This window comes from Paenibacillus sp. MER 180, assembly GCF_023713665.1.
Classification (GTDB): Bacteria; Bacillota; Bacilli; order Paenibacillales; family Paenibacillaceae; genus Paenibacillus_B; species Paenibacillus_B suaedae.
In genome coordinates this window covers 231,242-243,503 of the sequence record NZ_JAMAVT010000008.1, presented here as the reverse complement: position 1 = coordinate 243,503, position 12,262 = coordinate 231,242, and the positions used below count along the sequence as shown (strand labels likewise).

Annotated in this window: 9 protein-coding genes and 1 pseudogene; 9 read left to right on the top strand and 1 reads right to left on the bottom strand. The window is 44.8% G+C overall.

Annotation, left to right across the window (positions count from 1 at the left end; translation table 11 throughout):
- Positions 1–71: 71 nt before the first annotated feature.
- The 7 genes and pseudogenes from M3661_RS31050 to M3661_RS15365 form a co-directional block, all read left to right on the top strand.
- Positions 72–1,181 (top strand): annotated as a pseudogene (locus tag M3661_RS31050) (beta-ketoacyl synthase N-terminal-like domain-containing protein); the annotation flags it as partial.
- Positions 1,158–3,227 (top strand): alpha/beta fold hydrolase, encoded by a 2,070-nt coding sequence (locus M3661_RS31045; protein WP_483874660.1) that lies wholly within the window; start codon positions 1,158–1,160, stop codon positions 3,225–3,227. The pseudogene M3661_RS31050 and the gene M3661_RS31045, both read left to right, overlap by 24 nt.
- Positions 3,208–4,113 carry an alpha/beta fold hydrolase gene (locus M3661_RS15385; RefSeq protein ID WP_251486463.1) on the top strand — a complete coding sequence of 302 codons (906 nt, stop codon included), beginning with the start codon at positions 3,208–3,210 and terminating at the stop codon, positions 4,111–4,113. The genes M3661_RS31045 and M3661_RS15385 overlap by 20 nt, the downstream gene beginning before the upstream one ends.
- Positions 4,110–5,330, top strand: a complete 1,221-nt coding sequence (locus M3661_RS15380; protein ID WP_065290785.1) for a glycosyltransferase — start codon at positions 4,110–4,112, stop codon at positions 5,328–5,330. The genes M3661_RS15385 and M3661_RS15380 overlap by 4 nt, the downstream gene beginning before the upstream one ends.
- A 68-nt stretch (positions 5,331–5,398) precedes the next feature.
- Positions 5,399–6,247, top strand: coding sequence for a dTDP-4-dehydrorhamnose reductase (rfbD, locus tag M3661_RS15375; RefSeq protein WP_251486460.1), 849 nt, complete (start codon positions 5,399–5,401; stop codon positions 6,245–6,247).
- A gap of 59 nt (positions 6,248–6,306) precedes the next feature.
- Complete coding sequence (locus M3661_RS15370) at positions 6,307–7,623, top strand: hypothetical protein (protein ID WP_251486457.1); 1,317 nt, start codon at positions 6,307–6,309, stop codon at positions 7,621–7,623.
- A gap of 151 nt (positions 7,624–7,774) precedes the next feature.
- A protein-coding gene (locus M3661_RS15365; RefSeq protein ID WP_251486455.1) for an IS1182 family transposase occupies positions 7,775–9,135 on the top strand; the annotation gives its coding sequence in 2 pieces (ribosomal slippage) (positions 7,775–8,333 and positions 8,333–9,135; 1,362 coding nt in all).
- A gap of 119 nt (positions 9,136–9,254) precedes the next feature.
- On the opposite strand, the gene M3661_RS15360 is transcribed toward M3661_RS15365, so the two are convergent.
- The gene (locus M3661_RS15360) at positions 9,255–10,427 is read right to left on the bottom strand and encodes a cytochrome P450 (protein ID WP_251486451.1); all 1,173 of its coding nucleotides are present in this window, start codon (positions 10,425–10,427) and stop codon (positions 9,255–9,257) included.
- Positions 10,428–10,615: 188 nt separating this feature from the next.
- Between M3661_RS15360 and M3661_RS15355 the strand changes: the two genes are divergently transcribed.
- Together M3661_RS15355 and M3661_RS15350 are read left to right on the top strand one after the other, a co-directional pair.
- A complete protein-coding gene (locus M3661_RS15355; protein WP_251486448.1) occupies positions 10,616–11,464 on the top strand; it encodes a DUF92 domain-containing protein in 849 nt (282 codons plus the stop codon).
- Between the two features lie 115 nt (positions 11,465–11,579).
- Complete coding sequence (locus M3661_RS15350) at positions 11,580–12,158, top strand: TetR/AcrR family transcriptional regulator (RefSeq protein WP_028533850.1); 579 nt, start codon at positions 11,580–11,582, stop codon at positions 12,156–12,158.
- Positions 12,159–12,262: the final 104 nt, after the last annotated feature.

The window sequence follows — 12,262 nt, the reverse complement described above, 5'->3', positions numbered from 1 at the left end:
AAACTGAAATACCAGCGATGATTAGCGAATATGAACAACAGTCCACACAAGCAGTTGATGGAGCCACCATCCCTGTTGCCATCATTGGAGCAAGTGGGGCATTTCCTCAATCCGCAAATGTGGATGAGCTGTGGGGAAATCTTGTTGCTGGCCGGGATTTGATTAGTGAAATTCCAGAGGATCGTTGGGATTGGAAAGCTTATTTCGGAGATCCGCGGGTTGAACATAATAAAACGAATATTAAGTGGGGCGGATTCATGCATGAGATCGATAAATTTGATCCCCACTTTTTTGGGATATCCGGCAGAGATGCCGAGATGATGGATCCGCAAGAACGCCTCGTTTTAGAGCATGTATGGAAAGCGATAGAAGATGCAGGTTATCGGGCCAAGCAATTGTCAGGAACGAGTACGGGCGTATTTTTAGGAGTCTGTACCGCGGATTATAAGGAGTTGCAGCTTCAGGCAGGGATTCCTGCAGCGATGTGTCAATGGGGGCTCACCAATCGGATTTCTTATATGTTTAATTTCAGTGGTCCGAGTGAACCTATCGATACTGCGTGCTCCAGTTCCTTGGTAGCTATACATCGTGCAGTTGAGGCGATTCGTTCAGGCCAATGCGATATGGTTCTGGCGGGAGGCGTGAACGTGATTGCGAGTCCGAACCCTTATTTGATGCAGAGTAAAGCAGGAATGCTGAGCGAGGATGGCAGCTGTAAAACCTTTGATGAGAGAGCAGACGGTTATGTCCGTGGAGAAGGCGTTGGTATCCTGCTGTTGAAGCGATTAGATCTAGCTAAAGCGGACGGGGATCACGTTTATGCCGTAATTAGGAGTTCTGCTGTTAATCATGGAGGACGGGCCAGCTCATTCACAGCTCCCAACCCGAACGCTCAAGCGGAGGTACTTGTGAAAGCTTACGAACGCGCGGGAATCGATCCGCAGACGGTATCGTATATTGAGACGCATGGCACCGGAACCAAGTTGGGAGATCCGATTGAAATTGACGCTCTGAAGAAAGCGTTCAGAATGTTATACAAAAAGTGGAATAAGCCTGTGCCCGAAATACCTAATTGTAGGCTGGGTTCTCTTAAAACGAATCTTGGACATCTTGAGGCGGCCGCAGGAGTTGCTGGCGTAATAAAAGTTATGTTGGCGATGAAGCATTGCAAGCTACCCGGCCTTGTCCATTTTAATAGTCTTAATCCATATATTCAGTTGACTGGATCGCCTTTTGTGTTGGGAAGGGATGTATCGGACTGGTGCTCTGAGGTTGGAAATGGTGGAAATCCGCGAAGAGCTGGGATCAGTTCATTTGGCATAGGTGGAGTGAACGCCCATGTCGTACTAGAAGAGTATATTGAGGAAGCCTATTCACAAGAGCAAGAAGAAAATGCATACATCGTTGTTCTTTCGGCAAAGGAAGAGGATAGGCTGCCCGAATATGCGAGACTCCTTGCAAATTATGTATCTAGTTGCGAAAGAGATTGCAACAGTTCCGTTCTTAAGCGACTTGCCTATACGATGCAGTTGGGCAGGGAGGCTCTTGATCACAGAGTGGCTTTTATTGTGTCTGATGTGATGGAATTACACGGTAAGCTTACTTTATTCGCTGACGGAAACACAGAAATTGATAACGTTTACAAGGGATACTCAAAGAGTGGTGGCGCCAATCTTACGCAATTGATTGCCGGACCGGAAGGAAGCGAATTCATACGTTTGTTAATTCAAAATCGTAATTTAGGAAAGCTCTCTCAACTGTGGGTATCGGGTGTGGATTTGGAGTGGGGACTATTCTATGATCGGCAGCGGCCGAAACGATTGTCATTGCCTACCTACCCATTTGCTAAAGAGAGATATTGGATACCAAAAGAAGCGGACATTGTGCTTCAAGCGGCGAATAACAAAGACGAAATTCTGAGAAAAGCCGACAGTCCGAGTCCCGAGGAAAGCCTGCTTCTCCTAGAGGAAGAAATTATTCATATGATGGCAGATACATTGAAGGAACCGATATCGAGAATTCGTCTTGATGCCGAAGTGGCCGAGTTGGGATTCGATTCAATCTCACTCACGGAATTGACGGCACGAATCAATCGAAAATACGGGCTGGAGCTGAAAATAGATCTGTTTTTTAAATATACGCCCATTTCCCGCTTCATTTCCTATTTGTTAGAAGAGTTCGGGGGGCAGATTACCCAACATAACCAAGTGTTCACCTCCAGCCCGAAGAGTATTGACATTGATAAGGATGAAACGTCAGCAGGAAATGAAGGCAATGGAAATGCTGAGGGTGGCATACCTAAGCTCCCTGGAAATTTGGAAATTTTGGAGATGGGTCCTTATTCGGACAAATCATTTCTTTTGAAATGGTACCAGATGAGAGAACGGGGCGGCATCCAATTGCGAAGCTTTAATTTTATTGAGGAGTATATGCAGCCTAGTCGGAAGCGGAGCCCGAAAATGCTGCATATGTTGGCGAAGGATTCCATTGAAGAGCAGACGGAAGTCATTGTGATTGGTAAAGGCAAACCGTTGCTGCTCATAACCGGATTTGCGCTTACAGCTCCACAATTCATTTATCAAATTAACGAGTGGTCATCCCAGTATCAGTTGATCATTATTCATCTTCCGGGATGCGGCTTGTCAACCGGACGCCACGATTTATCCGTCGGGGGACTCAGCAGGAGATTTGTTCGAGTGTTGGAACGACTTGGTATACAGGAACCAGTCCATATTATTACTACCTCATGGGGTGGTTTAGTTGGACAGAAGCTAGCACAGGAGAATTTTCAATTGGTGGCCTCTCTTGTATTGACTGGAGGATTCTTTCACGTAAAGCAAGATTTAGACATAAAAGAAAAGCTGCAGATGGATTTTGAAAGAGTTGGTCATGGACAAGCTTTTGAGATTATCGAAAAAAGCCATCAGATCAATCCCTCCATTTCCAAATACTTTGATTTCTTCAATGAAGAAGCCTCTACGGAAGAGGTGCTGTCAGATGTTCTCGTACCTGCGCTGATCGTTAGCGGTGATATGGATTCGATCGTATCCCCAGAGCATGCCATTGCATTGAGGAAGAGACTTCCACACGCTGAATATCATGAAATAAAAGGGGCCGGACATGCTCCATTTATTACGCATTACAAAGAGTTTAATCGTTGTATCAGCGACTTTATTGCTCGTGTTCAAATAGAAGGAGAGAAAAAGGATGGCACGCAGAACATTTGATGATTTGAAATCTACTTATTACGAAGCGTATGATCGAACCTTGACTCTTTGGAATACTCCATTCACTTCGGTCGAACTGGAGACACATTTTGGAAGAACTCACGTGATTGCAAGCGGCAGTGAGGATGCCCCGCCGCTTGTGTTGCTTCACGCTCATGAATTCAGCTCAACGATGTGGTACCGCAATAGCTTGGAGTTATCAAAGCACTTTCGAATATACGCGGTAGACATTATCGGCGATAAGAATAAAACCTTGGTGACGCGTTTTCCGAATAGTCGGGAAGAGTATGCACAATGGCTCTGTGAAGTATTGGACGCATTACATATTGAACGAGCGGATATTGTTGGAATCTCTTTTGGAGCATTGCTGGCATTAAATCTCGCAATTCATTTCCCTGAACGCGTTGGCCGAGCGATAATAATGAGCCCTTCATCAGGACTAGTGGGCTTAAGCGGCAAATTCATTGCCAAAATCATCTGTAATTCCCTTATATCCACCCGGAGACAATTCGTATCGAAGCTGTTTCGCTGGAACCAGCATGAATCCCATACCCATTTCTTCGAACAGGTAGTTGCCGGAGCATTGTGGAGGAAGCCTCATCCGAATGTAAAGGCAGGAAAAAGAGTATGGCCGCATGTTTTTAAAGACGAAGAACTGAACACTATTACATGTCCGCTTTTGATCATGTTGGGAGAACAGGATATTACCCAGAATCCGCAAGCTGCGATGGCTAAAGCGAGATCGTGCTTACCTAGCGCCGTCATGGAAATGTTGCCGGGGGTGGGACATTTTTTTAATCTCCAAATTCCTGAAATTGTAAATGAAAGAGTTATATCCTTTATGAAGGATGATAACCCTGCGTCAAAGGGGGATGTAAGACATTGAAAAAAATCGTACTGGCCAGTGAAGGTTCGAACGGAGACCTGTTTCCGATGCTTGCCCTCGCAAACGAATTAATGCGATTAGGTCATGACGTTGTCGTATGCGCTCCGCCCAACAATGATTCTTTCGTGCGCAAATGCGGTTTTCAGTTTATTCCTATAGGCGTCGACTTTCAAGCCCTGCTTCAAGAGCATGCTGATAAAGTCATGGGGAAAAACCCGATGCGAATCATGAAACTCACGGTAAAGTTATTAAGGGAGCAGGTGCAAAGACATATTAGCCAGTTAAAAGAGGCTGCTATTGATGCGGATATCATGATCGCATCAGGTGTTATGTATGCGGCGAGGTCTGTAGCAGAATATTACCGGATCCCATTTCGATTATCCGTGGCTATCCCGCAAGTTTTGCCTTCTCGGAGTTATCCGCCATTGCTTATCAACGCTCTTGACTGCCCACAGTGGGTCAATCGCTTTTTGTGGTGGGGAGACAGCAAATTTCAAAATCGAATGATATTGAAAACGTTAAATGAGGAAAGGGATAAGCTGGGATTACCCCCGGTTCGCGATATTCAACACTATTTGTTAAACGATATTATCATTCCGGCCGATCCGGTACTGGAGCCTGTACGGGCCAATCCTGCATTTCGCTTTACTCAAACTGCATATTGGCATTTTGAAGACGGGGCTGATCTTGATCCAAGCATATCCCAATTTATCGAGGAAGGGGATCCTCCCGTCTTCATTGGATTTGGCAGCAGCACGGATCCAGATCCTTTGCGTACAAGAAATATACTAAATGAAGTAATTGAGAAAAGCGGGCAGCGATTTATCATCCTAAAAGGCTGGGCTGAATTGGGAACAGGCTTGAATCATGCCAATGTTCGTACGATAGATTTTGCCCCTTACTTGAAGCTGTTTCCTAAGATGGGAGCCATCATCCATCATGGCGGTTCGGGAACGACGCATTGCGCAGCGCGTTCAGGGGTTCCGCAAATTATTATTCCGCATGCGATGGATCAATATCGATGGGGGAGTACGATCGCAGCTAAAAAGCTGGGGCCCGATCCGATCAATCGTTCTAAGTTAACTGCCGACAAGCTGTTGCACGCCATTAAAGAGGCCGTGACCAACTCCGAATTCAAGAAACAGGCTAGCCAGGTGGGACACTTAATGCGACAAAAGAATGGGGTCGAGGAGTTCATTCGTCAATTCCCATTGTAGCAAGTACGATCCTGAAACACCAAAAACCGAGCACATAATCGTCCCCAAAAACGGGGGGAGGTCATTGGATGAGAGTATTAATTACCGGAGCGCACGGCCAACTAAGCAGCGAATTAATTCGAAAATTGAGCAGCGAACATGACGTATTTGCCTATTCAAGCAAGGACTTAGATATTATTTCATGGTCCAATACCAGTTCTGTTGTGAGGGATGTATCTCCGGATGTGGTAATTCACTCTGCCGCAATCACAAATATCGACAAAGCGGAAGGCGACCCAAAGAATGCTTACTTGGTAAATAGCTACGGAACCCGCAATGTGGCGGTTGCTGCTGAGCAGTGTGGTTCCTCGCTGCTCTACTTAAGTTCGGCTTATGTGTTTGACGGTACCAAAGCTGAGCACGGTGAGTATGATAATCCTCGGCCTTTAAATGTTTATGGCGAGTCGAAATTAGGAGGGGAGTTGTTCGTGCGCTCTTTCCACACTAAATACTGGATCGTACGCACCTCTTGGCTTTATGGGGAGAATTTCATTCGATCGATTATAGATGTGTTGAATCGTCAGCAGTCCTTGAAGGTAAGTCCGAAACAAATCGGATCTCCGACTTCCGTTATTGATTTGGCAGCCTTCATACAAGGACTGATCCGAACCGAATCCTATGGAATTTATCATGTTACAAATAGTGGGAGATGCAATAAATTCGAATATTACAGGGAAATTCTCCGACTGTTGAATGTCCAAAACATAGATAAACGCTTGATCGCATCGGAGTCCTTGTCGAGCGTTCCTCGTCCTCCGTCGTGCTCATTGGGTCAGTTGTCAATTATGTTCCAAGGCTTCGAGATGCTGCGACCATGGGATGAGGCGTTAGAGCATTTTATGAGCACTAGGCAGTTTGTTGACTTGAATGTGATATGAGTTATGCAGTGTTTCGGATGTTCGATGACCGCCCCATTCTTTAAAAGGAGATGAAAATCGTGAATCAATTGAAAGACGCAGGATCATTAATCCATTCTGGGAACTCCACGCGATATCCATTCGTGGCACAGGATAGAGTAAATTCATTATTTGGGCATCAAATTCATTGTGTTCTTCGCTTAGTTGGTTTTGTAGATATGGAACTCCTTGTTCAGGCCTATCGCGTGACGTTGGATATCGAGCCTGTACTAGGCTGTCGGTTAGCGGAAGAAAATCAAGAATGGTTTTGGGAAAGAAGAGCCGATTTGGACATGTTAAATGGCGTCTCTATCCATGAAACGGATGATGTGGAGACTCAGCTTAAAGCTTTCATTTGTGCACCTAGTGATGCGCGAGTTGATCCCTTAATAAGCATTCGTGTATTCAGATCTACTTATGATTTAATATGCGTCAAATGCAATCATGCTTGCTGCGATGCTGGAGGAGTGAAGGATTATATTTCATTGTTGTCATCCACGTACAATCATTTAAGTTCGAGTCCGAACAGCCCACCAACAGTCCCAAATAAGGGAAGACGTGATCAAGGGATCGTGTTCGATCAGCTCGGATATCATAATCTTTTAGAGGCATGGGATGCGTCAGAGGCACAGCCTATTGCCAAGTGGGCATTTCCTTTTGATCCGAGCACAGAGCAGAAGCTTTGGACGTCTGCATATCGTTTTCAACCGGAATGTTACCGTTCATTTCAAACATTTAACCGTCTACACGGAGTATCGTTTAATGATTTGCTTTTGACAGCTTATTATAGGGCTTTATTCAGCATCACCCGTTCGTATGGCGCGGGATCTATGCCTTTACCTGTTACTATGGACTTGCGGCAGCACTTACCGAACGGCAAGGCTAAAGCCATATGCAATTTGTCGAGCTCGATGAATATCGAAATAGAAGTACTTGAGCATGAACCGTTTCTCGATACCTTAATGAAAGTAAACAGGCAGACAAAGAAAGCGAAAAATCCAAGGCTTGGTGTCAATGGGATGGTTACGTTAGAAACACTTGCAGCACTTAACTACGAGGAGTTGAAGAAAACATTTCACATGTCAATGGAAGAAGGGATAAAATCGAAAAAGTCGAACCCGATTTTATCGAATGTCGGCATAATTAGCGACCAGCCCATTTTCTTCAGTGATGTGGAAGTGATTGATGCCTATATTGCAGGTCCGATTATGATGCCGCCAGGTTTCCTTTTGTTAATTAGCAGCTACAACCAGAACCTTACATTATCGACAGGATACGATGCTTCTTCGGTAAAAGAGGAACATGTAGAATTGTTGTTGCGGACAATGGCTTCAGAGCTAATCCTTGCAGTGAGTTGATCGCGTTAGTGAAAGGGAGGCGTCTACAGACGCCTCCCTCAGGCTGTCGAGAAAGTCTCGACAGCTATTTTTATATTCATTTATTTCAACACGACACCGCGTTAATGTTGTATAATTACGGTAATAAATGAGATCGGGAAGGTGTTCAAGAATGCTTCGTTCAAATCGGGATAAACAACAGGCTTATGAATTTGTGTCGATTGAGGAACTTGTTCCTCAAGATCATCTACTACGCAAAGTAGATAAATATATCGATTTCTCATTCATTGATAAAAAGGTACGTCCTCTTTATTGTGCAGACAATGGACGACCTGCTATTGACCCTGTTGTGCTGTTTAAAATGATCTTTCTTGGTTATTTTTATGGCATTCGTTCGGAACGTCAGCTTGAACGTGAAATTCAGACTAATTTGGCCTACCGTTGGTTTTTAGGCCTTGGTCTAACGGATAAAGTACCAGACCATTCCACCATCAGTTGGAATCGTCGCACTCGTTTTAAAGACACAAATATTTTTCAAGATATCTTTGATGAGATTGTGCTTCAAGCCATTCAGCATCGTATGGTTGGTGGCCGTGTACTAGTCTCAGATTCCACGCATGTAAAGGCTAACGCTAACAAACATAAGTTTACGAAAGAGCAGGTTTTACAAAATACCCGTGACTATGTGGACGAACTGAACGCAGCAGTGGACCAAGACCGAAAAACTCACGAAAAAAAGCACTAAAACCTAGAGAGGACGTGGTAGAGGAAAAAGAAATTAAGGTAAGTAAGACCGATCCAGATAGCGGTTATATGATCCGAGACGGTAAGCCGGAGGGATTCTTTTATTTAGACCACCGCACAGTAGATCTGAAATACAACATGATTACGGATGTTCATGTCACGGCAGGGAATGTACATGACTCGATTCCCTACTTATCTCGATTAGATCGTCAGCAAAAACGATTTGGCTTTGAAGTGGAAGCAGTTGCACTTGATTCTGGGTATTTAACTTCACCGATCTGTAAAGGGCTGCAAGAGCGTGGGATTTTTGCAGTTATTGCTCACCGAAGATTCCATCCGACGCAAGGATTATTTCCAAAGTGGAAATTCACTTATGACGCTGAACAAAATCGTTATATTTGTCCTGCAAAAAACGAGCTTATTTACCGAACTACAAATCGCGAAGGATATCGGCAGTATGCATCTGATCCAAAGCATTGCAAAAACTGCCCGATGCTGAGCGAATGTACCCGATCTCGCAACCACCGGAAAGTAGTGACCCGACATGTCTGGGAAGACAGTAAAGAATGGGTACGTGCAAACCGGCTAAGTAGATCCGGCAAATATTTATACCGAAAACGGAAAGAAACGATTGAGCGAAGCTTCGCGGATGCCAAAGAGCTCCATGGGTTTCGCTATTGCCGTTTGCGCGGATTACAGAATGTCAGGGAACAAGCTTTGATGACAGCGGCTGTACAGAACATGAAGAAGATGGCGATCCACCTGGATCGCCTAGAAAGACGAGGATAACCACCAGCGGTTCTCTTTTCATCCCTAGATTGCAAAACAAAAGAAACCCTTGCCTTTAAAAAGACAGGGTTTCTCAACAATCTGAGGGAGGCGTCTACAGACGCCTCCCTTTTTGTGTATTAAGCAGTTGTGATATGTAATTTCTGCAATCCATATACATATGGGCTTTCGATAGGGAGCAATGGCTTTGAAAGATCTAATCTCATATGAGGGTACTTCTCAATTAACGCATTTACTGCCACCTTTGCTTCTAAACGGGCTAAAGGAGCTCCAAGACAGAAATTTTCTCCCTTACCGAATGTTAAATGCTGATTAGGTCTTCGATTTGGGATGAATCTGTCAGGATCATAAAAATGCAATTCATCACGATTGGCGGAACCGATCCAGACGACGATGAAGTCACCTTCCTTCAGGAAAGTCCCTCGCAATATCGTATCCTTTCGAACGACTCGATTCATGGCCTGCACGGGTGAGCGGAAACGAAGAGTTTCTTCCAGAACGGATGGTAGCAGTGATGAATTGCTCTTTACGTTATCCACTATCTCTTCGTTGTCTAGCAAGCAATAGATAGTGTTACTAATGAAATGAGATGTAGTTTCGCTGCCCGCGAATATCAGCAGAATGCAGAAGTTTAATATATCATGGGAAGTAAGATTATCGTAGGTGGATTGGGCTTGAACTAAAGCGGAAATGACGTCTTCACACGGATTACGTTTTTTTTCTTCAATAATAGCGGAAAAGTAATGGTACAGCTTACGGGTTGTTTGGTGTTTATGAAATATTTTAGTTTTCATTTCTTCAGGCGAAGAGCTTGAAGGGCTGGATGCAATGATTTGGGCCGATTCTCTAAACATAAGCTGATCCTCTGTTGGAATTCCTAACAACTCAGCCATTACAATAGCAGGGAGAGGTGCCGATATCAAATTTACCACATCGACTGTAGAATTGTTATTATTGTCTTGTTCCAAGAGATTGTCGACGATTTTTTTAATTTTCGCCTCCCATTTATTCGTAGCGGATGGATTGAAAAAATTGCTCACGATTGATCGCATCTGGGCATGCTTCTCTAAGCTAGCGGGATTACCGTTGTTCTCGACACGGTGAAGTGAAAAATACTCTCTATTTTCTAATATCATTTTAACATCTTCGTATAAGAAAATATCCCATGACTTGCGCTCCTCGTCATATTTGACCGGGGAACGGCTTCTCATTTCCTGGTACCAGAGGAAAGGTTCAAAACTATTATCGAGCTGCTTCGCTTTCTTTAAATAGGTCTCCCAAGCATTGTTCATTGGCATGCACTCTCCTAACTTATACTTTATTCACTTATGGTACTACTATATACTATTTCTACATAGATTTATTACCTACCTTCTAGTTTATCTATGATTTTCACAATAAGGGATATTATTCAATTCGTGTGGCAGAATTGGGCACAGACGAAAGGGGGGAAACCACAATGCTTGCAAGGTGGATAGAAATGATAGATAGCTTAAATCCGTGGCTTATCGGCTTTGCAGGAAGTGTTGTCGTTGCGGGAGCTGCACTATGGAAGTGTGCCTTGACGCGATCCGGGGCAGCAGCCGCTGTGGTCATGGGGACCATCTATTATGGGTGCGGCGACCTGGTTTGGTTTGGATTGCTGCTCACCTTTTTCACCACATCGACATTCTGGTCAAAATGGAAAAAACGAAAGAAATCTCATCTGGATCATATTTACGAAAAAACGGGAGAACGCGATGCTGGCCAGGTATTCGCAAATGGCGGGATAGGCATGCTGCTATGTATGGCGAATGCGGTATGGCCAAGTCCTATATGGCTGTGGCTGTTCATCGGGGTAATGGCCACAGTGAATGCTGACACATGGGCAACAGAAATCGGCAGTTTAAGCAAGCGTTTGCCCTGCTCGCTTCTGAAGGGCAAGCAGGTTGCTGCTGGCACGTCAGGGGCAATATCGCTGCTTGGTACGTTTGCTTCTGTGGCGGGGGCACTTACGATAGGCCTAGCGGCAGCCGGTTTGATGGTGCTGCAGGGTTTGTTGGGAACTCTTCCGGCAGGTGACGGATTGGGCTGGATCACGCTTCTTATCGTGATCGCTGCTGCGGCAATTGGCGGGACAGTTGGAGCATTGTTCGATTCCCTGCTGGGCGCCACTGTGCAAGCTGGGTATCAATGCACAATTTGTGGAGTATCCACAGAGCGATTATCACACTGCGAAGAAGCGACGAATCATATACGTGGTCTTGTTTGGTTAAATAATGATCGTGTGAACTTGCTGGCTTCATGTACCGGCGCGATTGTTTCACTTTTTGTCGCTTTGCTTTTGTAGTCCAAAAGAGATCTACAATTGTCATGCAAATGAAATCGACAACATTCCTGTCTCATGTTATAGTCGAAGCAGAATGTAAGTAACCATGGCAGCAGCGTACAAGGAGGTGAACCGAGTGAGTTATGGACAGGGTGACAAGCTGCAGTTGATTATGGACGCGGCTTATGAACTCTTCGGTTCGAATGGTTTTTATGAAACGAAAATGTCGGATATAGCTGACAAGGCAGGTATTGCCAAAGGAACGCTATATTTATATTTCGAGAGCAAAGAGCAGCTGTTTACCGTAATGATGATGCAAGGCTTTGAGCAATTTCTGCAAGAGTTGGATCAGGGGCTTCTTGAGCGGGACTCCTTGGAGGGAAGTCTAGGGTTCGTTGCCGAGCATCATTTGGAATATTATTATAATCGCAGGGAGTATACGAAGTTGTTCTTCAAGGCGCCAAATAAGGATCCGGAAATGATGGAGGCGCTGTGCAACTTCATGAAGAGTTATGTACAGCGAATCGCAAGCTCGATGGAGGATTTCAATTTGCCAGATCCTCTCCTTCATGCCAAATCATTTATCGGTATGCTCGATATGCTCAAGATGGATATATTATTTAATCCGACTTTCTCTAACCAGGATTTGCGGCAGCGGATTCAGTTCGCATCTGAGTTGTTTGTGAATGGCTGTAAGCAGGGCATACCGCTATAGCAGCTTCATACCTGATCGCGTGCAAGGGGGGAACCGAAGGTTCTCCTCTTTCGATGATGGGAGCGGAGATAGGCGGATATACCCGAGCGGTCATCTCGGCTGTT

What these genes read in the sequence shown, in the direction of transcription:
- M3661_RS15360 (WP_251486451.1), bottom strand. Translation starts at nt 10,427, where the DNA reads ATGAACAATGCTTGGGAGACCTATTTAAAGAAAGCGAAGCAGCTCGAT.
- M3661_RS31045 (WP_483874660.1), top strand. Translation starts at nt 1,158, where the DNA reads ATGAAGCATTGCAAGCTACCCGGCCTTGTCCATTTTAATAGTCTTAAT.
- M3661_RS15355 (WP_251486448.1), top strand. Translation starts at nt 10,616, where the DNA reads ATGATAGATAGCTTAAATCCGTGGCTTATCGGCTTTGCAGGAAGTGTT.
- M3661_RS15385 (WP_251486463.1), top strand. Translation starts at nt 3,208, where the DNA reads ATGGCACGCAGAACATTTGATGATTTGAAATCTACTTATTACGAAGCG.
- rfbD (WP_251486460.1), top strand. Translation starts at nt 5,399, where the DNA reads ATGAGAGTATTAATTACCGGAGCGCACGGCCAACTAAGCAGCGAATTA.